Genomic DNA, 24,726 nt, shown 5'->3' with positions numbered 1-24,726 from the left:
TCGATCTCTCACGACGCGACCCAGAACACAACGCGTCGCCGGATGAAACGGACCAGCAGGTTCAGCGCGATGCCGATGGTGGAGAGAAGGATGAGTATCGCGAAGACGCCGGCGGTGTCGAGCCGCGACTGCGCGATGAGCACCATGACCCCGAGTCCCTGCTGCGCGCCCACGAATTCTCCCACGATCGCTCCCACCATCGCGCCCGACACGGCGAGCTCCAGACCGCTGAAGATGCTCGGGAGAGCGGTGGGCAGAGCCAGCCGCAGACGGATCTGCGTCCGCGAGGCACCGGCCGCGCGGAAGAGATCGGCTCGGTCAGGGTCGACCTCTCGCAGGCCGTGCACCGCGTTGACCAGAACAGGGAAGAAGACCAGAAGCACGACGATCACGATCTTCGACGGCAGTCCGTACCCGAACCAGATGACGAACAGCGGCGCGAGCGCGACCTTCGGTATCGCCTCGATCGCGACGATGTACGGGAAGACCACGGCGTAGAGAGCCGGTATCTCGGAGAGCACGATCGCGAGCACCAGACCGATGAGAACTCCGATGACGAAGCCGATCGCGACCGCCGTCATCGTCGCCTGCAGGTTGGTGAGGTACGTGGGCCAGGCCTGAGGATCGGTCAGCGCGCTCACCACTTCGGGCAGAGGCGGGATGACGTAGGACGGGACAGCCGTGATCACCGGTACCAGCAACCACAAGCCCAGAAGAACGAGCAGGGACAGGACGAAAGCCGTGGTCCGGGCGGTAGGGCTCTCCATCAGCCGGCTCCGTCGACCCGAAGCGATCGTCGTGGTGGCCATGGTGGCGTGGGTCGTCGTGGTCATCTCTCCACCTCGAAGTACGTACGGATTCGTGCGGAGAGCCTGCTCATCTCCGGGCTGTCCAGCATCGCGAGCTCGCGGATCCTGCCATGCTCCACCGGGAGCTCGGCGACGATCCGGCCCGGTCGCGGGCTCATGATCACGATCCGTTCGGAGAGGAACACCGCCTCGGTGATGGAGTGCGTGATCAGCAGGATGGTCTTGCCGGTTTCACGCCAGATGCGATTGAGCTCCACGTTGAGGGAGTCGCGAGTCATCGCGTCGAGCGCGCCGAACGGCTCGTCCATCAGCAGCATCTTCGGATCGTTCACCAGAGCGCGACAGATGGCTGCGCGCTGCTGCATGCCTCCGGAGAGCTGACTCGGATACGCCTCGGCGAACTCGCCCAGTCCGACCATCTTCAGCAGGTCGAGCGCATGCGAACGCTGGGCCTTCGAGACCCGGCCGGCGAGCCTGACCGGTAGGAGGACGTTGTCGATGATGTTGTGCCAGGGCAGCAGAACGGGTCGTTGGAACACGACCCCGACATCACCTCGGCCGACCGAGATGGGCTGTCCGGAGATCAGTGCCGTGCCGGACGTCGGACGTGTGAGCCCGGCAAGTACTCGCAGCAGCGTCGTCTTGCCGCACCCACTGGGTCCCAGCAGCGAGATGAACTCGCCCTGCTCCACCTGCAGACCGACGTCGGAGAGGGCGACGACCTCACCAGACCGACTCGGGAAGGTGACGCCGAGGTTCTTCACATCGACGAGGTTCGTCATGGCAGACTCACCCCGTAGACGTCGGCGAGGTTCTGATGCATCACGCGACCGGCGAGCCACGCCGCTTGCTTGGCCGACCAGGAGGCATCACGCACCCCCTCTTGCAGCACGCGGTCGAGCGCCCGGCGGCCCCGGTTCGAGCTGGAGACGTGATGTTCTGCATTGCCGGTGTCCGTGCCGAACATCACGCGGTTTCCGGGGAGATACGTGAGCCAGTCCTCGAGCACTCGGCCGAGGAGAGCACCATGCATCTGCGGCATGAGCGACATGTCGAGGTAGACGTTCCCGTGCCCGAACGCGAGGGCGGTCAAGTGGTCGGTGAACGGGAATCCGCCGTGGATCAGGATGACCTTCAGACGGTTGAATCGCGGCTGGTCGAGGAAGTTCTGAAGCAGGAGCGGATCGGCGTCCGCCACGCGTAGACCGGGTTCCGAGTGTCCGACGCCCGTGTGCACCTGAATCGGCAGTTCGAGGTCGAGCGCGATCTGCGCGATCTCGAACAGCAGGTAGTCCGCCAGGACCTTGTAGGCCTCTTCGGTCACCTCGGTGCCGTTGGCGAATGAGGAGTAGATCGCGGCCGCGTCGCTCTGGGCCACAGGCTGAAAGTCAAGCGACCTGACGTACGCGGAGGCGATCTTCAACCCGACGAATCCGTCGGACTGCCGGCGGCCGATGGACTCCCGGACGAATCGGACATAGTCCGCCACCTCGCTGGGCGGTGCGACCAGGCCAGCGATGTCGAGCTGTCGCTGGAGCACGGCGGAGAAGATCCTCCGAAAGCGGGGAGTATCCGATCCGCGCCGAACCCACCGGGGATGCCCGAAGGGGAAGAGATACGGGTCGAGGCGGGCGATCGGCTTGTAGACGTCCCGCGACCACTGCGCGCCGTCGATCTCGGGAACATCGGTGAGCACCATCGGTGTCCCGGCCTTCTTCAGGGCCTCGTCGTACAGACCGACCGGGTCGGTCAGCCGCCGACGCAGGCTCTCCTGCGCGTACTCGTCGTACGACATCTCGCCGTACATCGCGCGAGCGCCCTCGAGGAGCGACACGGAGTGCATCGACGTCGAGTGGAAGAGCACGCCGTCCTCGAAGTGCTTCGCGATCGAGTGGCGCTCCTCGAGCGCGGCCACGGTCTCATGATCGCCCTCGCGCTCCGCGTCGACGTAGGCGAGGAAGTCGTCGCTGGGGATCTGCGCCTCGACGTGGTCGAGTGCCATCTCGCGCTCGGTGGCATCGATTCCCTCAGGTCTCGCGCCGGGCCTGATGTAGCCGGCGTGGGAGTGATGGTCGATGCCGGGAACACCATCGGTGTAGGTCAGATCGGATGTGAGCGTCATTCTGTCCTTCTTGCCTTTCCTGATCGAGTGATCTCGGCGAGATCTACTCGGCTCCTGCGGTCTGAGCCTGCTTCTCGACGACCGCCGGATCGAAGTCGTTGTATGCATCGACGAACTCGTTGGTGAACGTGGACTCCCAGTCCTCGATCGCCGCGGGGATGATCCCGTTGTCGGCCCCGAACTCCATCCACATCTCGACGTTGTCCGGGTTGTACTCGCCCCACTGCATCCCGTCTTCGAGTTCCAGCAGCTTGAGACGGGCGTTGAGCGCGATGAGGTCGACCTCGAGCTGCTCCTCTTCCGAGACGCCGGCCTGACGGAGCTCGGGGAAGGTCTCGTACATCACACCCAGCGCCGCCTCCGGATTGGTGATGGTGAAGAGGGTCGCCCGCGCCACCGCCCGGCCGAAGGCCTCGATGATCTCCGGGTTCTGCTCCTTGTACTCGGTCGTGGTGAACGCCGTGGTCGAGAACAGGGCCTCCTGTTCGGGAACCGAGAAGTAGCGGAGCTTGATCCCCTGAGCCTCGATCGCCGCGTACTCGGTATCCCAGAGGGACAAGGCGTCGACCTCGCCGCCGACGAGCGCCTGCAGTGCCGCGGGACCGATTCCCACCCCGAGGTGTCCGATGTCTTCGGGATACTTCAAGCCGACCGTACCGACGATCGCGTCGCTGATCAGCAGGTTGGCTGATGCCACGTCGCTCGCTCCGAATGTCGCGCCGGCGAAGTCTTCCAGCTCCCGGATCGGGCTTTCGTCCAGCACCGCGATGCTCGCGGTCGGTCCACGAAGGTAGTTGTAGACCATCACCAGGTCGCTCTGAGGCCCTCCCTGTTCGATCACCTGATAGATGCGATCGGGCGTGAAGGTTCCGATGTCGATCTGCCCCGTCGCCACACCCTGGATTCCCTCCTCGCCGGTGATCACCAGTTCGACATCGAGGCCTTCCTCCTCGAAGTAGCCCAGGCCGATGGCCGCTCCGAGCGGGGTGTGGTTGATGCCGAGGTTCGTGGGAACCCCGAACCTGACCTTCGCCGGAGCACCTTCCTCAGGACTGCTGTCGCTTCCGCATGCCGCGAGCGACCCGACGCTCAGGGCACCGACGAGCACGAACGCCGCTCGAATCAGAATCTGCTTACGAAACATTCCAGAACTCCTTCATCTCTTGGTTCGGGGTTCCCGCGTCACCGAGCGAGACCGGCCGGGGGGTTGCTGATCCAGAGAGCCTCGGCGACCTCGTCGCTCACGTTCCGGATCATGTGAGGGCGGCTGGAGCGGAACTCGATGCTGTCGCCCTCGTGCATCTGGTGACTCACGCCGTCCAGGGTGAACTCGAGTTCGCCTCGAAGGATGACGAGCACCTCGTGGACATCGCCGTGCGTGTAGTCATCGCCGCCGGCAGTCGTTCCGGGGCTGTACTCCACCACTCCCACCTCCACGTCACTCATCGGCGACCGCGTGATGGCGTAGTGCTCCTGACCCGTGCTCAGGGAGAAGTGCGGGCGCTCTGCTCGACGTACGAGCTGCCCCGAGATCTCCTCCGCCTGGTACAGGTCGATCCAGTCGATGCCGAGCGCGGCAGCGAGACGCCGCAGGACCGCGATGCTGGGTTCCGCTTTGCCGCGCTCCACCTGGCTGATGTATCCCACGCTGACCTCGGCCCGCTCGGCCAGGTCGCGCAACGACCAGCCGCTCCTCTTCCGGAAGCGGTGGAGTCGCTCCCCGAGGACATGCTGCTCTGGATTGGGCGTTTCTGATGTGGACACGTGAACAACTTATGCTCAGGCAAAACATATGTCAACTGAAAGTAAACATTTGTTCACTCAAGTGCCGAGTCCGCCCTCCTGTCACCCTCCTCGGGGATCGGCACCCGGGGGGTGAGCCGTCAGGCGACGTCGAGGATGCCGCGCTCCAGCGCCTCGCGGGCGACGACCTTGTAGCCCTGGCTCTCGAAGAACACCGTCATCCGGTCGTCCTCCACGCTGACGACCGTTCCCGCACCCCACTCGGCGTGCTCGACGGCGTCGTCGGGACCGAGCCGGTCGTCGCCACCGGTGCCCCGTGCGACCGCGGCGGGATCGACGTCGCCCCTCGACGCGGCGTCGCAGCGATCGCATGCGCCGCACGCCTCCGCCGCATCGACACCGAAGTAGTCGAGCAGCGCGATGCGCCGGCAGCGCACCGCCTCGGCATACCCGCGCATGACGGCGATGCGGGACTCGCGGATGCGGCGATGCGCCTCCTCCTCGTCGCGCACCGCCTCGACGACCTCGTCACGGGCGCGGTCGCCGACGCCCGCGAAGCCCTTGGTCGTCGACGTCGCTGCACCGATCGTCACCAGCACGCCCAGAACCCGCGCGGCCGTGCGGGCCGACACCCCGGCGGCCTCGCCGACGGCCTTCGCGCGCACCGGGCCGTCGGCTTGCGAGAGCGCCGCCCACACGGCGGAGACGGCCGACGGCGCCGCGCGACCGCCGGCGAAGAACGACCGCACCGAGAAGTCCTCCGGCCGATAGTGCAGCACGGCGCGAGCCGGGCGCCCGTCACGCGCCGCTCGGCCGATCTCCTGCGCGTACGCATCGAGCGACTCGGTCACGTCGGCGTGGACGACCAGACGCACATCCGGCTTGTCGATCCCCATTCCGAAGGCCGAGGTCGCGACCACGACGTCGAGACGTCCGGCCGACCACGCCGCGTGCACGGCGTCGCGGTCCTTCGCGCTCATCCCGCCGTGATAGGCGGCGGTGCGGCGCCCCCGCTCCGCCAGCTCGGCGGCGTACTCGCCCGTCTCACGGCGCGTCGCGACGTAGAGCAGGCTCGCCCCGTCGGCCGCCGCGACGTCGTCGATCACCGCGCGCCGCTTCTCGGCGCCGCTCTCATGGCGCCTCACCGCGAGATGGATCTCGGGACGATCCATCCCCCGGACCTCGAGGTGCGGGTCGCGCATTCCCAGACGATCGACGATGTCGGAACGCACCGGCGTCGACGCCGTGGCGGTCAGTGCGAGCACCGGAGGGCGACCGAGCGCGGCGACCGCGTCGCCGATGCGGGCGTAATCGGGGCGGAAGTCGTGACCCCAGGCCGATACGCAGTGCGCCTCGTCGACGACGAGCAGGCGGACGTCGGCCGAGCCCAGGCGGGCGAGCACGTCGTCGCGCGCCAGCTGCTCCGGAGCGAGGAAGACGTAGACGGGGTCGTCGCCCTCGATCGCCGCCCACGCCGCCCGCTCGGAACGGGCTGAGGTCTTGGAGTTCAGCGCGACCGCCGCGGGCGCGTCGGGTGCCGCGTCGATCGAGGCGACCTGGTCGCGCTGCAGGGCGAGCAGCGGCGAGATCACCAGCGTCACCCCGCCGAGTTCGAGCCCGGCGATCTGGTACACGGCCGACTTCCCCGCACCCGTCGGGAAGACGACGAGCGTATCGCGCCCGCCGACCACCGAAACGATCGCCTCGGCCTGCCCGGGCAGGAGCGAGTCCCAGCCGAACGCCTCGCGCGCGGTCCGTCGAGCGTCGGCAAGGGTCGGGTTCGTGCTCACGCGGGTTCGTCCTCCGGGTCGTTCGGGTCGCTCGGGTGGTTCGTGGGGAAGCCTCCACTCAACCCGGCCGACGCCGCCGCCGCGAGGACCTTGACCTCCACCGCCCGCGGAGATACCACGGCCCGCCGGCGTACGAACGGATGCCGGGGCACGACCGCACGCTCGGCATACGAACGGATGCCGGGACGCACCCGAACCGCCGGCGGCTCCGCAGCCGCCGGCGGTTCGCGGTCGATATCTCAGGCGGTGCGGCGACGTGCGCGGAGGACGAGCAGGCCTCCGGCCAGCAGGAGCATCAGCGCGAGGGCCAGGATGCCCCACGGTGCGGCACCGGTGAGCGCGAGTCGCGTGCGGTCGACCTCACCGCTCGCCTCCGCCACCATCGCATCGGCGTCGGGGTCGGCGGCCGAGAGGACCGTCGCCGTATTGACGACCGTTCCCGTGACCGAGTCGGCCACGTGCACCTGCAGAACGAGCGTCGCGGTCTGGCCGACGTCGAGAGGCCCGACGTCGCACCGCACATCCGCCCCATCGACCACGCACTCCACCGCCGTGCCGTCGACCGTGGCCGAGACGAAGCTCAGGCCCGCCGGCATCCGGTCGGTGACCGTGATCGGACCCGGGTCGGCCGTCGGCCCCTGGTTGGTGACGGTGATCGTGTACTCGCCGCCGAAGCCGGCCTCGAGTCCGCGGGTGAGCTCCTTCGTGATGACGAGCTCGCTCTGCGGCGGGACCGTGAGGGTCACGGTCGACGAATTGTCTGCCGTCGTCGCGGGATCTTCGGGCGTCGCCGCGGCGATCGTGGCCGTGTTGGAGATCGCCGGATACGCGTCGGGCAGCACGGTGGCGGTGATCGTGACGATCGGGGCGCTCGCCCCGGCCGCGAGCTCGTCGAGCACGCATGTCACCACGGTCGGCTCTTCCTCGATCGGCGCCGAGGTGCAGAGCATGCCGTCGACCGTGACCGCGTCGACGCGCAGCTGAGCGGGGACCGCATCGGTGATCACGACACCGCGCGCCGTCGACGGGCCCTTGTTGGTCGCCGTCAGCGTGAAGGAGATCTGACCGCCCACGATCGGGTCGCCCACGGCGGCCTTCACGATCGCGAGGTCGGTACGCTCCGCGAGCAGACCCACCACCCGCGACTCGTTGTTGGCGAGGTCGGGATCGGGAGTCGACGACTCGACCGTGACGACGTTCGTCAGGTCGCCCTGCAGCTGCTGCTCGGCGTTCACCACGATGTCGAGCACCGTGGTGGCACCCGCCGGCAACGGCTCGTCGAGCACGCAGGCGACGTCGCGAGGATCGGTCGCGTCGGGCGTGCAGGTCCATCCGTCGTTCTCGGTCGTGTCGGCGATCCCGGCGAACGAGAGGCCGGCCGGCAGAGCGTCGCGCACGACGATGTCGCGGGCGTCCGACGGCCCGAGGTTCACGATCTGGAACCGGTAGGTGCCCGTCGCCCCGGCGACCACCGTGTCGATGATCGCCTTGGTGATCGACACGTCGGCGCTCTCGGTGACCACGCCCGTGGCCGAGTCCTCGTCGTCGCCGGCGTCGTCGACCGGCTGAGCCGTGAGGCCCGGCGCGACGAGCGCCTCGTTCGTGAGCGAGCCGCGGACGTCGGAGGCCACGGTGCCCGTCACGGTGATCACCGGGGCGGCGCCCACGGGCAGCGTGGTCGCGCGCAGGCACTCGATGCGGTCTCGCCCGTCGGCCGCGGGGTCGATCGGCTCGCAGACCCAGCCATCGCCGGATGCCGTGGCTCCGACGACGCCCTCGGGAAGGGTGTCGACGACCGAGATCGGGTCATCGGCCGTCGCGTCCGAGTCGGACGGTCCGAGGTTCTGCACCGAGATCGTCCAGGTGGCCTCTCGTCCGGCCACGAGGGTCGCGGTGGTGAGGTCCTTCGCGAGCGCCAGGTCGGCCACCTCGGTGATCGCGACGGTGTCGCTGTCGGTGTCGGGATACACCTGCGTGTCGGGCTGCGGCGTGAGGCCGGGTGCGACCGAGGCCGTGTTCGTGAGGTCGCCCGACAGCGACTGGTCGAGCATCACGTGCAGGTCGATCTCCACCGACTCACCGGCGGGCAGCGTGGTCGTGCGCGCGCACTCCACGATCTGCTCGCCGTCGTCGTCGCCCGTGACCGAGCAGACCGTGTCCGCTCCGCCCGAGGTCGGCGACGACGCCAGCGTCACACCCGCGGGGAGCGTGTCGGTCACGACGATCGGATCGTCGGCGGTGGCCACGGAGTCGGAAGGACCGTGGTTCTCGACCCGGAGGTTCCATGTGAAGTCGAGTCCCGCGACGGCATCCGCCTGGGGAACGTGCGACTTCGTCAGCTCGAGGTCGGCGCGTGTGACGACGTCGATCTCGGCGTCGTCGCTCGGCGAGGTCGCCGAGGTGGGCGACGAGGCCGAGGCGACGTTGGTGAGGGTCGTCGGCGCGAGGCTCGCCGACACGGTCGCGGCGATCTGCAGCGTCGGCGCCGAGGCACCGGCCGTGAGCGAGACCGGCGCGTCGTCGGCCTCGAGCACGCAGGTGACGGTCTGGCCGCTCACGCTGCAGTCCCATTCGGCGGGTCCCGCCGCCGACGTCGCCGCGAGGAACGTCTGCCCCGCGGGCAGCGTGTCGACGACGGTCACGGGCGCCGCGGCATCCGAGGGTCCGTCGTTGCCGACGACGATGTCGTAGGTCGCGACGTCACCCGCGTCGACCTGCCCCGAGCCGGGGTCCTTCGTGAGGGTGAGGGTGCTCTCGGCTCCGATCGTCACGGAGTCGTCGCCGTCATCGGTCGCCGGAAGGCCGGTGGCCGCGTCGATCGTCGTCGACGTGGCCGTCGCGGAGTTCGGGATCACGGCGCCGTCCACGACCGTCGACGAGACCGTCGTGACGACGGTGATCTCGACCGACTCGCCGACCGGCACGACTCCCAGCGAGCAGACCAGGGTCTGCGCGCCCGAGCACGACACGCCGTCGGTGGTCGACGAGGCGCTCACCAGGGTGAGGCGCGGGTCGAGCACGTCGGTGAGCGACACCGTCTGGGCGTCGGACGGGCCGTTGTTCGTGACCGTCACCGTCCAGGTGACGTCGCCTCCGGCGACGGCGGCATCGGCGGCCTGCTTGCTGACGTCGAGCGACGCGCGCTGCAGCACCGTGACCGGAATCGACCCGGTGTTGTTCGTCGGGTCGGAGTCGGCCGTCGGACCGGCGACGGTCGCCGTGTTCGTCAGCGTGCCGACGGTGACGGCCGCGTCGACGAGCACGGGGATCTCGATCACCCAGGCCGCGTCGGCGACGTCGATGCCGTCGGCGTCGACGCAGCGCACCTGCTGCCGGCCGCTGACCTCGGTCACGTCGCACTCGTCGGGCACGTCATCGGCCACCCGCACGCCCGCGGGCAGCAGATCGGTCACCACGACCGGCCCTGCCGCGTCGGACGGACCGAGGTTGTCGACGGAGAGGGTGTAGGTCGCCACATCGGCGGCGCCCGCGACGATCTGCGTCACGTCGATGGACTTCGCGATGGCGAGGTCGGCGATCGCATCCGAGCCGAGCGTCGCCGACGAGGTGTCCTGATCGGCACGCCAGGTCGAGGAGACGACGGCGGTGTTGGTGACATCGCCTTCGACGCCCGGGCCGACCGCGACGACGATGTCGAACTGCGCCGACCCACCCGCCGGCACCGTGCCGTCGAGAGAGAAGCGCACGCCGGAGCCCTCGGTCGTGGCGGTCCAGTCGTCGCCACCGGCGACGATCGAGTCGAAGGTCAGACCCGCCGGCAGTGCGTCGAGCACGCTGACGCCTCGGGCGTCCGACGGCCCGGCGTTGGAGACGACCATGCGATAGGTGATCGTCTCGCCCGGAACGACGTCGCCGTCGGCCGGCGCGATGACCGACTTCTCGATCGTGAGCGCCTCCTCCACGTCGATCGGGGTCTCGCTCGTCGAGCTGTTGTTCGTGGAGACCGGGTCGGTGGTGACCGGGGTCACGACGGCCGTGTTGGCGATCTCCGCACCCGGAGCGACGTCGGAGTCCACCGTTCCCGAGAGCGATACGGCGACCGAGCCGCCGACCGCCAGAGTGAACGGGATCTCGCAGGTGAGGGTGCCGCCGGCCACCGCGCAGTCCACGCCGTCGGTCGCGCTGACGACCTCGACGCCCGAGACCGTGTCGGGCAGCTCGTCGGTGATGACGATCGGGGCGGCGTCGGAGCCGCGCGACACCGACGGCCCGAGGTTGGTGACGGTGATCGACCAGTCGATGTCGCCACCCGCGATGGCCTCGTCGCTCGAACGCTTCACGATCGACAGGTCGGCGCTTCCGCGCACGACCGCCGTATCGGCATCCTCGTTGTTCGCCTGCGTGCGGTCCTCGGTGTCCGAGGTGACGGTGGCGCTGTTCGGGATCTCGGTGCCGTCGGCGACGTCGGCGGCGATCGCCGCGCTCACCGTGAGGGTCCAGGTGGCCCCCGCCGCGAGCGTCTGGGTCGTGACCGAGCGCACGCACGAGAGCGCGCCGTCGACGGGAGCATCGCACGCCCAGCCGGCGCCGGTCGCGCCCAGCAGGGTGACGCCGGCGGGCAGATCGGCCTGGTCGACGACCTGCACGCCTGCGGCCGGGTCGGGACCGTTGTTGCGCACCGTGAGGGTGTAGGTGCCCGTCGCGCCCGCGACGAAGTCGTCGTTGGCGACCTTGGTGATTGAGAGGTCGGCTGCCGCGATGCGGGCGTCGACCGCGGCCGTACGACCGATGTATCCGTCGGTCACCGAGCCGTAGGTCGTGCCTCCGGTGGCGTCTTCGACGTTCGCCGCCGTCACGGAGTTGCGGTGCGCATAGTCGAGACCGATGCGGACGTCGTCCGCCGCCACCGCCTGGTAGGTGATGACGATGACCTCGTTGGGCTGCAGGTTCACGCTCGCGCCGCCCACGTCGGACCAGCGGAGCACGACGCCCGTGATCGTGGGTGCGGTGGCGACCGGCGCGCCGGTGCGCACCGTGACCGTCGCGCTGCCCGGCACGTAGCTCCAGCCCGTCGGGAGCGTGTCGACCGCATCGAGAGACGCCGCGGTGGCGCCGCCGACGTTGGTCATCGTGACGCGGAAGGTGACCGGTTCGCCGATGTACACGGGGTTCGACGGCGTGACCTGGGTCTTGCCGGCGTCGATCTTCGGGAATTGCGGCGTGACGGCGGCGGTCGCGGCCGTGCCCGGTCCGTACGTCCGGCCCGCCGTGGCCAGCGACGTCCAGGCGGCGGGTGCGACGCTGTTGGTCAGCGCCGCGCCGCTGAGGGCGGATGCCGGGGCGAGTCGGGCCGGGTAGGTGCGAGTGACGGATGCCGCGGCGCCGACGTCGAGCCTCGGCACGGTCCAGGTCAGCGTGCGTGCCGTCTGGTTCCAGACGCCGCCGCTCGACGTGCTCTCGCCGTTCGCGAGGGGGCTGTTGTCGGCGCCGAGCACCACGATGCCGTTCGGCACGGAGTCGACGATCGAGACGTTGAACGCGGGGACGGTGCGCGCGGCACTGGCGGTCGCGGTGACCGAGTAGGTGAAGACCTCACCCTGCGCGGGCGTGGTGTCGCTCACCGACTTGGTGACGCCGACGAGCGGATGCCGCACCGTCGTGCTCGCGACGGCGCTCTGGTCGTCGTCCCACGACGCGCCGGTGGTCGTCGGGTCGGCCTTGTCGGTGCGGTTCCATCGCAGGGCGCCGGTGTTCGTGAGCCGCCCGTTGTCGTTCACCGACGTTCCGGCCGGGAGGAGGGTGGTCAGCGTGAGCACGACCGTGCGACTCGTCGCCGACGGTGCGATGTTGCCGAGGAACACGCCGAACGTGTTGGGCGAGCCGCCGGCGGCCGGGAGGAACTGGGCCGGGAGGCAGTCGGCCCGCCACGTGGCGTCGCCGCCGCCGCAGGTGACCGTCCAGCGCCCGTCGGCCGCCGGGCCGAGGGCGGCGGGAAGGGCGTCGATGAACGTCGCGTCGAAGTACTCGGTGTTCGCCGGGATCGTCGCGGTGACCGTCCAGGTCACGTCTTGACCGGGGACCGTGACGCCCTGCGACGACGTCTTGACGACCGTCGGGCGGTTGACGGTGACCGTGCGGTCGGCGGTCGCCGTGTACGAGCGCTCGAACGCCGAGGTGCCGGGAAGCGACGAGCCTCGGAGCGTCGCCGTGTTGGTGTAGGCCTGCCCGGCCGGGGCGGCGGAGGGCACGGTGACGCTGTAGGTCACCGACTGCTGGGTACCGCCGAGCATGGGGCTCGTCAGAGCGAAGTCGAGGACGGAGTATCCCGTCGGGCATCCGTTCGTCCCGTCGCCGGGGACGGGGGCCGGCGTGCCGGCCGGCAGCGTGTTCACCTGGAGGGCGTTGGGAAGGCAGTCGACGATCGCGGGCTCGTAGAGGGGCGCGCGGCCGGCCGCGTTCTGCGCGGTGAGGGTGTAGGAGATGACCTGCGTTCCCGACACGACCGACGACGAGGAGGTCTTGGCCACGCTGATGCCGGGCTCGGCGACGAGCACGCCGGCGGTGGCGGTGTCGCGCGAGACCAGCGAGCCGCCGGCGGTGTCGGAGCTGCGGAAGAGCGCGGTGTTGGGGATGTCGGCGCCGTTCACGTTGGCGGCGACATCGGCCACGCGCGTGGGCAGGGTCACCGAGATGGTGACGGGCGCGTCGGCGGTGTTCGTCCACGTCGTCGGGAAGAGCAGCGTGCCGTCGGCGCAGATGCGGAACTCGGCGGCGTCGGCGGTGCAGCCCTCTGCGACGTCCGACGCCGGTACTCCCGACACGGTCGGGAGGCCCGCCGGACCGGCGATGGTCTGCAGGCGGCCACCCAGCGGAAGGCCGTCGTCGAGCACGCCGCCGAAGACGCTGGTGCGCGCCGGGATCGTGACGCTGTAGACGTAGTCGACCTCTTCGCCGATGGTCGCCTGGCTCAGCGCGTCGTTGCCGGCGGCGGTGATGCCGGTCCGGGTGACGGCCTTGGCGACCGAGGCGTCGCCGAGTTCGACCGTGGCGCTGTCGCTTGCGGTCGGGGCGTTCGCGGTCTCGGCGGGGAAGGCGCCCAGGCGCTCGGCCGGGTAGAAGACGACCTGGTCGGAGCCTCCGCTCGTGCCGTCGGTCGTCGCGGCGGTGTAACGCGTGACCGCTGCGGTGTTCTCGTGTGCGGTGCTGATCGACAGCGGTGCCGGGATCACGAGCGTGTAGGTGAGGGTGAGAGTCTCCCCGGGGGTGAACCGGCCGTCGGCGCCGAGGGCCGACCCGCTCAGCGCCCACGACAGCTGGGAGCGTCCGTCGACCGGACCGTCGTCGTCGCACGACAGCGGAGCGGCGATCGTCGACGAGATGTCGTCGCAGACGAATCCGGCGGGCAGGGCGTCGGCGACGTCGACGGTCTCGAGCGGGTAGTCGTTGCCCGAGGCCGCGTCGCCGGCGTGGGTCACCGTGACGGCGTAGGTGACCTCCTGCTGCTCCTGCACGACGATCGATGAGCTGCCGTCGACGGTCTTCGCCAGTTCGAGCGGCGTGACGGGCGCCAGGGTGAGGTCGACGTCGTCGCGGGCGGCCATGACCCGACCATCACCGGAGGTGTAGCGCAGCTTGGCGAGGTTGCCGGTGATGTCGATCGCCTCGTCGGCGGCGGGCACCTCGGTCACGCGCACGAGCAGGTCCATCTCGAGCGTGGCGCCCGGGGCCACGTAGCGCGAGCCGTTGGCGTTGAGCGTGCCGAGCAGCCACTGGGCGTCGCCGTCGGGCGACTCGACGATCAGCACGTCGTTGCTCGGGCCGTCGCCCCACTCGACCAGCTCGGTGCCTGCCGGGAGGAAGTCGGTGAGGATGGCGTCGCGCGTCGACGAGCCGTCGGTGAAGTCGACGCTGATGCGGAAGCAGGCCAGGTCGCCGAGCTGCAGGCGGGGACCGTTCGCGTCGACGAACTCGCCGGCCGGCGCCGAGTTGCAGGTGACGTCGGTGCCGTCGAGGGGGCCGGCGGCCACGATCGGACGGCGATCGGGGTTCGTCCACACCGTCTTCGTCATCGAGAGCGAGCCGGTGGCGAGGCTGGCGGACGAGCCGTTGGTCGAGGCGACCGTACCGGCGTCGACCGTGTTGGTCGCGGCGGGCGAGACGTCGCCCGCGATCTCGACCACGTTGTTCGAGACGTCGCCGCTCGAGGTGCGCGAGCCGTCGCGGTACTCGCCGCGCATGTACACCCCGTAGGTGATGTCGGCATCCTCGTCCTCGGCGAGCGCGGACGCGTCGACCGTGAACGTGACGGTGAACGTGCCGTCGCCGTTCGCGGTGGCGGCGGTCATCGTGCCACCCGTCACCGTTCCCCCACCGGGCGCCGGGCAGTCGGCCGGCCAGGTGCCGCTCGTCGGCACGCCCGCGGGGACGACCGGGCAGAGTCCGTCGGGGATGACGTCGGTGAGCACGATCTCGTCGGAGGTGACGTACTGGCTGGTGCGGACGTGCAGGGTGAAGTCGACGATCTCGCCGGCGAAGAAGTCTCCGCGCGAGGCGGTCTTCACCACACCGAGGTCGAGAACGCGGACACCGGCGCGCGCCGTGACGCTCACCGAGGTCGTCGCTTCAGGGGCGACGGCGCCGGTGTAGGTTCCCGTCGCCGTCGCCGTGTTGTCGACGCCGTTGCCGGTCTCGCCCGGGCGGGTCGGCGCGCCGTTCGGGATGCCGTCGGGAGCGGTGATCCGCTGCAGACCGACGAACGCCTCGTAGGTCAGCGTGATGCTCTGCCCCGCGCCCACCGCGCCGAGGTTCCACGTCAGCTGCGTGAAGACCTGACCGTCGTCGGTGACGATCTCGATGTCGCACGAGAAGCGGGCGTCGCCGAGGTCGCAGGCGGTCACCTGGTAGTCGGCGGGAACGCGGTCGACGACGATGACGTCGTCGCTGCCGGCCTCGGCGGCGGTCACGACCGTGAGGGAGTAGCGCGTCGCGTTGTCGGGGCCCCGATAGACCTCGGCCTCGGCGTCGCTGTTGACCTTCGACAGTCGCAGAGCCGCGATGGTGACGTCGGTGGCGTCGTCGCCGCCGGCCGAGGCATCGGTGACGATCGGCGCCCGGCCGTCGGTGGGAATGGTCACCTTCGGGACGATGCGCTCGTTGCCGTTCGCGTAGACGCCGGCGTCGACGGTGAAGGTCGATCCGACCGGGTGCAGCGCGTCGTCGGCGACGATGTCGAACGAGAGGTCGAGCTCGGCGCCGCGCGGAAGGTCGGCGACGTTCGACCACACGAGCACCTGCACGGTCTGCTCGGGCAACTCGGGATCGGGCACCCAGGTGCGGATCTCGGGCTCTCCGACCGCGTTGGGCGCCCCGGGCCGGGACGATCCGGCGACGTAGGTCACCCCGAGGGGAAGTACGGCCACGGCGCTCGCGTTGTAGAGGTTCCCCGTGGTGGCATTGCTCGCATCGATGCTCACGGTGCCGCTGCCCGACGCGAGCACGCTGCCGCCGGAGACGTCGACCGTGATGCCGGTGAACTCGCCGCCGGTGCTGGTGGTCGGCGGAGCGGCGAACGCCGCCGTCGGCGCGAACACCGCCATCGACGCCACGAGCACGGTCGCGATCATCGCGCTGAGGAACGAACGGAGGCGCGGAGCGGTCACGCTGGCGCGGCGAACGTCGGTCATGAAATTCCACCTGTCGGAGAGCAGTCGCTCCCGAGAGCGCGAATGCGACGAACATGGCGAAGCGAAGGGCGCGCTCGTCGCACACCCGCATGCCGGTATTTCACGCACGGTTCGGGCCGTCCGGAAGGCACCGGCAGTCCCTCCCCACCGGACACTCTAGGGATACCGGTATATCGGGCGCAATCTCATTCACCCGAATGTTATCCGTCGTTTACCTCGCGCCCACGCGCCCCCGCCGCCGGGCCGCCCGCCCCGCCCCTCCGCCCGCCCCGTCCCTCCGCCCGCCCCTCCGTTGCCGCTCAGGGGAGGAACACGCCGGTAACCCGCCCGCACCCTCGCCCCTCCGTTGCGCTCAGGGGAGGAACACGCCGGTAACCCGCCCGCACCCCGCCCCTCCGTTGCGCTCAGGGGAGGAACACGCCGGTAACTCGCCCCTCTCACCGGCGTGTTCCTCCCTCCACCGCGGCCGGCGAGGCGCGGGCGGCGGGGCCGGCCAGCGGGGCCGGCGAGCGGGGCCGGCGGGCGGGGCGCGGACGGGTCAGAAGCCCTCGGGCTCGCGGGGCGTGTAGGCGCTCTCGAGCTGTGCCAGCTCCTCGCGTTCGAGGCGGATGCCGGTCGAGGCGACGGCATCCTCGATGTGCTGCGCCGTCGTCGCGCCGACGATGGGCGCCGTCACCGCCGACTGCTGCGCGACCCACGCCAGCGCGACCTGCGCACGCGAGACGCCGCGTTCGGCGGCGACTCGGGCGACAGCCTCGACGATCCTGCGGTTCGAGTCCTCCTCGGCGCGGTAGAGCGTGGCGCCGAACTCGTCGGTCGCCGTCCGCGCGGTCGTGGCATCCCAGTCCCGGGTGAGACGACCGCGGGCGAGCGGAGACCACGGCAGCACTCCGACACCCGTGTCGAGGCAGTACGGGTGCATCTCCCGCTCCTCCTCGCGCTGCAGCAGGTTGTACTGATCCTGCATCGCGACGAACGGGGTCCAGCCGTTGACGATCGCCGTGTGCTGCGCCGTCGCGAACTGCCACGTCCACATCGACGACGCGCCGATGTAGCGCGCCTTGCCCGAGCGGACGACGTCGTGCAGCGCCTCCATGGTCTCTTCGATCGGCGTCTCGGGATCCCAGCGGTGGATCTGATAGAGGTCGACGTGGTCGGTGCCCAGGCGTCGGAGGCTGGCGTCGATGGCGGAGAAGATGTGCGCCCGGCTGAGACCGGCCTGGTTGGCGCCCGGTCCCATGCGCCCGTGCACCTTGGTGGCGATGACGACCTGGTCGCGCTGGGCGAAGTCGGCGAGCGCGCGGCCGACGAACTCCTCGCTCGTGCCGTCGGAGTAGACGTCGGCGGTGTCGAACGTCGTGATGCCGGCCTCGAGCGCCTGACGGATGAGCGGTCGGCTGTTCTCCTCGTCGAGCGACCAGCGGTGCGTGCCGCGGTCGGGTGCTCCGAAGCTCATGCACCCCAGCACCACCGGTGAGATCCGCAGTCCGGTCTTCCCCAGTCTCACGTCGTCGGTCGGTTCCAGCATCCGTCTGCTCCCTCTCCCGCGCGGCAGGCGCGTCGGATCCACCCTCGCACGGCGGGGCGGCGGTCGGCGAAGAAGCGGATCAGGCTTGACGGAGGCCGCGCAGAGCCTGTACGACGACCGCGTGATCGTCGGCCGACGGTAGACCCGAGACGGTCGCGATCGCGACGACGCCGACGCCTCGCACGCGCACCGGCACCGCTCCCCCGGCGAGCGCGTACTCGGCAGGATCGAGCCATCCGTCGGCGAACATGTCGCGCGCGCCCGCGGCCGCCCGCGCCTCCAGGAGAGCGCTGCTCGTCTCGAAACGGAAGGCGAGCGACGACTTCCGTCGCACCCACTCGTCGTTGTCGCTCGTCGCGCCCGGCATCGAGGCGTGGAACAGGATGCCGGATGCCGTGCGCACATCGACGACGATCGGCAGCGACTCGGTCAGCGCCCGTTCGGCGATGGCGCTGCCGAGCAGCCACGCATCGCGACGATCGAAGTGCTCGAGGACGAGGTCGGTCTGCTCGGCCTCGAGGCGGGCCAGCCAGTCGTCAGTGCTCATCCCGTCATTCTTCCCGACCCGCTGTCCGATGCGGGCGACGGTCGCGTCCCGGTCGCGGTGCCGCCCGCCGATGCCCGCGCCTCGAGCGCGGAGATGACGCCGATCATGTCGAGCCCTCCACGTCCGTCGGCGATCGCCTCGTCGTACAACTCGCGACTGGCACGGATGAGCGGGTGCGCCGCCCCGGCCGCCCGCGCGGCGTCTTCGACGAGCCGGGCGTTCTTCCCGACGTCGGCGATGGCCGCCTGGGGAGCGAGATCGCCGGCGAGCAGCATCGCCGCCTTCGCGTTCGAGACGACGGATGCCATGGGCCCCGCCGCCAGCACCTCGCGCAGCACCTCGGCGTCGGCTCCGGTGCGGGCCGCGAAGTGGAAGGTCTCGGCGAGACCGGTCACCATCGTGATGAGGAAGGTGTTCACGGCCAGCTTCATCGACAGCGCCGACGGCACCTGGCCGCAGCGGAACCGCTGGGCGCACATCGCGTCGATCAGCGGCTCGACGGACGAGATCGCGTCGTCGTCGCCGGCCAGCATCGCCACGAGGGTTCCCGCGACGGCCGGACCGCGAGACCCCGACACCGGCGCCTCGACGTATCGCCCTCCCGCCGCAGTCACCTCGTCGGCGAGCGCCGCGGAGAACGCGGTGGTGAAGGTCCCCATCTGCACGATCGTGCGACCGCCGATCCGTGCGGCGAAGTCCTCGGTCCCCCGACCGAGGACGGCGTCGACGGCGGGTTCGTCGCGCAGCATGAGGATGATCGTGTCGGTCACGGCGAAGACGCCGGCGGCGTCGTCGGCCGCTCGGGCGCCGGCATCCGTCAGCGTCCGCACCGGCTCGGGGTTCCTCGCCCACACGACGACGTCGACACCCGCGGCCACCAGGTTGGTGGCCATGGGAACGCCCATGATCCCGAGTCCGATGAATCCGACCGTGCGTCCGCTCATACCGGCGTGCCTCCTCGTGTGAGCGAGACTACGCGACGGTCAGGCGAGCAGCGATCTCCTCCGGTAGGTGAGGAACGCCGCTCCCAGCGCGACGATCAGCCAGAGCAGGGCGATCGCCGCGCTGCCGTCGCGGCCGATCCAGCTGTCTCCGAGAGGGCTCCCGGCGGCGTGCAGCGCGCTGCTCAGCGGCAGTACCGCCGCGACGTCGGGAACGACGGTCGACAGGAACATCGCGGGGCTCAGCGACACGATCGCGATAGGCAGGGCCGCGAGCGGCGAGCGCACCAGCGCTCCGATGGCCGAGCCCCAGACGCCGGCGCCGGCCGCGACCACGACCGCAGCCGCGAGGGATGCCGGGCCGAAGACGTGCAGTCCGTTGAGCACGCTCGTCCCCAGCAGGGCGAACACCCCCATGGCCCCGCCCACCGCGCCGGCGCCGACCGCCGTCGCGACGACCCGGGTCCAGAACGGCGGGCCGGCGTGCAGCACCAGGGCATCGCGTCCGACGACCCCGGCATGGAACGCGGCCGCCGTGCGCACTGCGCCGAAGGCCGCCCCGAGCAGCGCGACATTCGCCAGCAGCGACATGCGCATCGGGCCCTCCAGCGCGTCGGCCAGCTGCTCGCGCGGCACGGCTTCGGGGATGCCGGCCACCAGCGCGATCACGGGCAGCACGGCGATGCCGACGCAGGCCGCCAACGTGGGATCGCGAAGGAGGCGGATCGCCTCGATCCGCGCCGCGCGGCCGACCATCACGCGTTCACCCGACGTCGCAGCACCAGCCAGGCCACCGCCACGAAGAGCGCCGCCCACCCCACGAGCACGAGTCCCGCCGTGACCTGGCCCAGGAGGCCGTCCAGCTGCACGCCGCCCAGTCCGGCCACGGCTCCGACGGGAAGGAAGCGCTCGACGTCGCGGGCGCGGTCGAGCATGAGGGGCGCGACCATGGCCGGAAGCACGAGGAGCACCACCACGGTGACGTAGTAGTTGCGCACGACCCATCCCACGCTGCATCCGATGACGGCGGCCACCGCGCCGGCGACCACGTCGCCGAGGGCGAGCGCGGCGACCTCCGGAGAGAACACGAACGACGCGCCGCGATCGGCCAGGATGAATCCCGTCACCACCGACCACACCAGGAACCCGACGATCGCGAGCCCGGCTCCGACGATCGCCGCCACGATGACCCGCGACGCGAAGACGATCGACGCGGGCGCCATCAGGAAGTTGCGGTCCATGCCCCGGTAGTACTCGTCGCGCGTGACGAGATAGCTGCCGTAGAAGGCGCAGCCGAGGGCGCCCGAGACGCCGATCGCGAGGAGGGTCTGCGTGGCAGTCGCGGCGTCGTCGAAGCGGAGCCGGTCGATCAGTCCCGTCATGAAGACGATCAGCACGGGCACGACGATCACCAGCGACGACAGCGTGATCAGGGTCGGCGCCGACATCGCCTTCACGAGATCCGACCTCAGCTGACGCGGCATCACCGCACTCATCGGCCGCCTCCGCTCACGCCGGCGACGAGGTCGAGGTAGCGATCCTCCAGGGTGTGCTCCCCCGATCCGGTCAGTCCGGCGAGCGAGCCGAAGTAGAGCAGCGTCTTCTTCAGAACGGCGATGTCGTCGACGATCTGCTCGAGCTCGCCGAGTTGATGACTCGACACGAGGATCGAGCGTCCCGCGTCGCCCTGGCTTCGGAGGAACCCGCGGAGCCAGCGGATGCCCTCGGGATCGAGACCGTTCGCCGGCTCGTCGAGGACGAGCAGCTCGGGGTCGCCCACCAGTGCCGCGGCGAGGCCGAGGCGCTGCCGCATCCCGGTGGAGTAGCGCTTGACCCGCTTGTGCCCCTCGCCCTCGAGGCCCACGAGTTCGAGGAGCTCGTCCGGCCTGCCCTTCGGCATCCCGGCGGCGATCGACAGGATCTCGAGGTGCCGCCGACCGGTGATGCCGGTCTCGAAGCCCAGCCCGTCCATGTGCACGCCGACGGTCCGCGCCGGGTCCTTCAACTCGGCGAAGCGCTTGCCGAACACCTCTGCCGAACCGCTGGTCGGCCGGAGCAGGCCCACCAATCCCCGCATCGCCGTGCTCTTGCCCGCCCCGTTCGGGCCGAGCAGGCCCACGATGCGGCCTCGCTCGAATGAGAAGGTGAGGTCTGCGACGGCCTTCCGGCCCCCGAAGGCTCGGGTGAAATCGTTGAAAGCGACAGCGTCTGTACTCACGCCCGGTCTCCCTTGTTGCTACGTCTGTGGTGCGAATCGGCGGACAGCCTCGTGGACGGGGTCGATCAGGTCGGGGTAATCACCTCCCATGGCACGCGCCAGTATCCGCGACGCGTGGAAGACGAGCCCGATCCGACCCGAGGTCGACGCGAAGACATCGGGGAATCGTTCGAGGATCGCGTTCGCCACGTCGGGGACGAGCAGCGAGTGCAGGTACAGTCCGGCGATGTCGCTCCCGGCGGGCGCGAGACCCCACGCCTCCCAGTCGAGCAGGGCGAACTCGGGCGCGAAGAGGTTGGCCCAGTGCAGGTCGCCGTGGGCGGTGGTCCACTCCACGCCGGAGAGGTCATGGCGCGCGCCGAAGAGCACGTGGCTCCGGTGCGCGATCGACTCGGCCGTGGTGCTCCGGCGCTCGGTCGGGTGCGCGGCCAGCCGCGCGAGGCCCTCGTCGAGCTCCGACCACCAGCGATCGTCGAGGTCGAGGCCGCGGTGCAGCTCGGGCGTCGGCGAGCACACGGTCCCGGGAAGCAGCTCCATGAGCTCGGCACGAACGCTCACCGGGCCCTCGGCCCACTCGTGCCAGGCGAGCACCGCCGGGCGTCGCACGCCGTCGATCGCCGAGGCCTCGACGTTGCCGTTCCACCAGTCGCCACGGGCGAGCTCGGGGCGGGCGACCACCACGCGGAGCCAGGCGTCCTCTCCCCGCGAGTCCTGCACCCTGACGCCGCCCGTTCGGCCGTGCCACCCGATGAGAGGCGCATCGACCATCTGCCGTTCGAAGTGCGACGAGGCACGCGTGAGGGCGGTGGCGAGTCGCCGGCCGGCGTCGGCGCCGACGGTGGCCGCGGCGGTCATCGTGCGTCTCCCGATTCGAGCATCGCCCGCGACGGCTCGCGGAGGAGCAGATCGAAGAGGTACGCGCCGAGGGCGAGAGACCGCTCGAACCCGACCTCGGCAGCACCGCCGGCGGGAAGCGCGCCGGTCGACTCCACTTGTGCGAGGGGTGTGCCCCAGGCCTCGGCCGTGGCATCCGGCATCGACACGGGCGCCAGCGCCGTGACCGGGGCGTCGACGCGCGCCGGCTCCGCGGGCCCGGGCGCGAGCTCGGCGGTGCCGATCTCGGGGCGCAGCACGATGCCGTTCGACAACAGGCGCACGGGATCGCCCTGCGGCAGCGATTCGAGCGCGGATGCGGTCGACGAGACGAGGAGCACACGCCCGTCGCTCGCGACGAAGCCGAGGTGCGCGGTGGCCGGCACCGGAACGAGCAGTGCCGCGGATGCGACGGCGAGCACCCCGACCGAGGCCAGGATCGTGCGACCGACGTGCGCCCCGTGCCGAAGCGCGGCCGCCACGAACCGCACCAGCCGACGCGCCGTCACCGCCACGAAGGCGACGACGAGGAGCAGATAGATCGCCGCCATCCACGACCCCATCCCCACGAACGCGGGCTGCAGGCGGATCGCCGCCCACGCGAACATCGCGATCGGGAACAGGATGCAGGCCGCGCCGAAGATCGCCATCGCCGCCGGCTCCCGCGGGGCCTCTGGTTCGATGTCGGCGCCGTAGAGCCGCCTCGCGAGGGATCGGCTCGTCGCCGCCATCGCGGACGCCCGGAGGTAGGGACGGTCGGTGATCGCCACGAGCGCGAGGTAGCCGTCGAGCTTGATGAACGGGAGCAGGTTCGCCACCACGGCGACCAGGCAGGCGACGCCATAGAGCGCGAGGAACGTCCGGAACTCCGCGGATGCCGGGAGGAGAAGCGCCGCGAACGCCACGCTCGCCAGGAGCAGGTGCAGGCCCGGTCCGGCGAGCGCCACCGCCGCCCGGCGCCAGCGCGCGCCCATCCGCCAGCCGTCGGTGACGTCGCAGAAGAACGCGGGCATGAAATAGAACAGCATGATCCCCATGCGCGTCGGCCGGCCGCCCAGCGCGGCCAGGGTGACCGCATGGCTGAGCTCGTGGACGCAGCCGGTGAGGATGACGGCCCCGATCAGCCACGCGAAGAGCTCGAGCGAGACCGGTGTCGAGAGCGCGCTCACGATCACGTTCCCCTCGACCGCGAGCGATGCCGTCGCCAGCACCAGGAGCACGGCCACGGCGGCGGCGGTCGTGACGCGGAAGGCGCGGTATCGGAAGGGTCGCGCGACCCGACGCGCGAAGGATGCCGGGTCGAAGAGCACCCACTGCACCGTCAGCGGCGGCCGGAACGTGAGACGCGATCGGGAGTCGTCACGGCGACGACGCCTCCCCCGGCCGGCCGCCGCCGCCTCGACCTGGAGGAGTCCGGCTTTCGCGAGCGCCTCGACCACGCCGATCGCCTGCGCGGAGTCGGCTGTGACGTTCGCCTCCTCCACCGCCTCCTTCACCGTGCGCTCTCCGTCGAAGAGCGCGGCGAGCTGGGCGAAGTCCGCACCGACGCGTGCGCGCGGCACCCCGCCGGCAGCGATCACCCAGGGCGCTCCGTCGGTGAGAGGCGCATCGACGCTGACCCCGTCCGCCAATCGCGGGCGGAGCTCGGTCCACGACGGGGTGAGCGAGATCTCGGGCTCCACCGGGGTCTTCGCCTTCACAGGGAGTATCCCCTGATGCGGAGTCCGCCGGCATCGCCGCCCGAGAGTGCGATCGATTCGACGTGGGTGAAGCCCGCACGGACGAGTTCGTCGTCGAGCTCTTCCTTCGAGGCGGTGTGCACGACCGACGAGAACGCGGCGACGTCGAGCGCACCGTCGTGGTCGCGGGAGATCTGCAGCGCGGTGACCTCTCGTGTTCTGCCGTCTTCGCGAACCTGATCGCTCAGCAGCGCGACTGCCGGCACGTCGCCGGTGAGCGGAACGAGGCGGGTGGACGAGGCACCGACTTCGAGGGACGACTCGTAGACGGTGACGAAGAACAGCCCGCCCGGCGCGAGGTGACGGCGCACGGCGGCGAACAGCTGCTCGCGATCGGAGGCGTCGAGCAGGAAGATCGAGGTCGTGGCGAGCACGATCGCGCCGAACAGGCGCCTCAGCTCGAAATTCCGCATGTCTGCTACGACGGCCGTGAGGGGAACGCGGCGACGGGAGCGCGGCAGCCGGTCGTAGCGGTCCTGGAGGATGCGGATCATCTCCTCCGACAGGTCGATGCCGACGACCGGCCGCCCGAGCGCGAGGAACGGCAGTGCGAGGCGACCGCCGCCGCACGCGAGCTCGAGGATGTCGCCTTCGGTGGCGGCGAGGCGTCGCAGCAGCTCGCGCTGCTCGGAGTCGTCGAACTCGGCGAATCGCTCGTAGAGCCGCGATCCCTCGACCGAGTACAGGTCGGCGGGGGGCTCGCCGCCGGTCAGGATGGCGGCGAGGCGCGATGAGGCGCTTTCGTTCATGATGGTCCTTCGTCGAGGGGTGG

At 70.4% G+C, this 24,726-nt stretch carries 16 protein-coding genes; all 16 read right to left on the bottom strand.

Annotation, left to right across the window (positions count from 1 at the left end; all coding sequences use genetic code 11):
* Positions 1–8 precede the first annotated feature (8 nt).
* On the bottom strand, positions 9–833 hold the full coding sequence (locus tag AB3M90_RS11315) for an ABC transporter permease (protein ID WP_412952042.1): 825 nt from the start codon (positions 831–833) through the stop codon (positions 9–11).
* On the bottom strand, positions 830–1,591 hold the full coding sequence (locus AB3M90_RS11310; protein ID WP_412952041.1) for an ABC transporter ATP-binding protein: 762 nt from the start codon (positions 1,589–1,591) through the stop codon (positions 830–832). Before AB3M90_RS11310 ends, AB3M90_RS11315 begins: the two co-directional genes overlap by 4 nt.
* Positions 1,588–2,931, bottom strand: a complete 1,344-nt coding sequence (locus AB3M90_RS11305; RefSeq protein ID WP_412952040.1) for an amidohydrolase family protein — start codon at positions 2,929–2,931, stop codon at positions 1,588–1,590. The genes AB3M90_RS11310 and AB3M90_RS11305 overlap by 4 nt, the downstream gene beginning before the upstream one ends.
* Before the next feature lie 43 nt (positions 2,932–2,974).
* Positions 2,975–4,075 carry an ABC transporter substrate-binding protein gene (locus tag AB3M90_RS11300; RefSeq protein ID WP_412952039.1) on the bottom strand — a complete coding sequence of 367 codons (1,101 nt, stop codon included), beginning with the start codon at positions 4,073–4,075 and terminating at the stop codon, positions 2,975–2,977.
* Between the two features lie 38 nt (positions 4,076–4,113).
* Positions 4,114–4,695, bottom strand: a complete 582-nt coding sequence (locus tag AB3M90_RS11295; protein WP_412952038.1) for a helix-turn-helix domain-containing protein — start codon at positions 4,693–4,695, stop codon at positions 4,114–4,116.
* A 119-nt stretch (positions 4,696–4,814) separates the two neighbouring features.
* A complete protein-coding gene (locus AB3M90_RS11290) occupies positions 4,815–6,464 on the bottom strand; it encodes a RecQ family ATP-dependent DNA helicase (RefSeq protein WP_412952037.1) in 1,650 nt (549 codons plus the stop codon).
* 239 nt (positions 6,465–6,703) lie between these two features.
* The gene (locus AB3M90_RS11285) at positions 6,704–16,108 is read right to left on the bottom strand and encodes a hypothetical protein (protein WP_412952036.1); all 9,405 of its coding nucleotides are present in this window, start codon (positions 16,106–16,108) and stop codon (positions 6,704–6,706) included.
* A gap of 538 nt (positions 16,109–16,646) precedes the next feature.
* The gene (locus AB3M90_RS11280; protein ID WP_412952035.1) at positions 16,647–17,636 is read right to left on the bottom strand and encodes an aldo/keto reductase; all 990 of its coding nucleotides are present in this window, start codon (positions 17,634–17,636) and stop codon (positions 16,647–16,649) included.
* Between the two features lie 79 nt (positions 17,637–17,715).
* Complete coding sequence (locus tag AB3M90_RS11275) at positions 17,716–18,183, bottom strand: heme-degrading domain-containing protein (RefSeq protein ID WP_412952034.1); 468 nt, start codon at positions 18,181–18,183, stop codon at positions 17,716–17,718.
* Positions 18,180–19,127, bottom strand: coding sequence for an NAD(P)-dependent oxidoreductase (locus AB3M90_RS11270; protein ID WP_412952033.1), 948 nt, complete (start codon positions 19,125–19,127; stop codon positions 18,180–18,182). The genes AB3M90_RS11275 and AB3M90_RS11270 overlap by 4 nt, the downstream gene beginning before the upstream one ends.
* 39 nt (positions 19,128–19,166) lie before the next feature.
* Positions 19,167–19,883 (bottom strand): hypothetical protein, encoded by a 717-nt coding sequence (locus AB3M90_RS11265; protein ID WP_412952032.1) that lies wholly within the window; start codon positions 19,881–19,883, stop codon positions 19,167–19,169.
* Positions 19,880–20,620, bottom strand: a complete 741-nt coding sequence (locus AB3M90_RS11260) for a hypothetical protein (RefSeq protein WP_412952031.1) — start codon at positions 20,618–20,620, stop codon at positions 19,880–19,882. Before AB3M90_RS11260 ends, AB3M90_RS11265 begins: the two co-directional genes overlap by 4 nt.
* On the bottom strand, positions 20,617–21,342 hold the full coding sequence (locus AB3M90_RS11255; RefSeq protein WP_412952030.1) for an ABC transporter ATP-binding protein: 726 nt from the start codon (positions 21,340–21,342) through the stop codon (positions 20,617–20,619). Before AB3M90_RS11255 ends, AB3M90_RS11260 begins: the two co-directional genes overlap by 4 nt.
* An 18-nt stretch (positions 21,343–21,360) precedes the next feature.
* The gene (locus AB3M90_RS11250) at positions 21,361–22,197 is read right to left on the bottom strand and encodes a hypothetical protein (protein WP_412952029.1); all 837 of its coding nucleotides are present in this window, start codon (positions 22,195–22,197) and stop codon (positions 21,361–21,363) included.
* On the bottom strand, positions 22,194–23,915 hold the full coding sequence (gene mpaP, locus AB3M90_RS11245; RefSeq protein WP_412952028.1) for a daptide biosynthesis intramembrane metalloprotease: 1,722 nt from the start codon (positions 23,913–23,915) through the stop codon (positions 22,194–22,196). Before mpaP ends, AB3M90_RS11250 begins: the two co-directional genes overlap by 4 nt.
* Entirely contained in the window at positions 23,912–24,703 is a 792-nt protein-coding gene (mpaM, locus tag AB3M90_RS11240; RefSeq protein ID WP_412952027.1) for a daptide-type RiPP biosynthesis methyltransferase, read from the bottom strand. The genes mpaP and mpaM overlap by 4 nt, the downstream gene beginning before the upstream one ends.
* Positions 24,704–24,726 lie beyond the last annotated feature (23 nt).

The sequence above is a fragment of the Microbacterium martis genome (assembly GCF_047246685.1).
Classification (GTDB): Bacteria; Actinomycetota; Actinomycetes; order Actinomycetales; family Microbacteriaceae; genus Microbacterium.
This window is presented reverse-complemented; position numbering and strand designations above follow the sequence as displayed.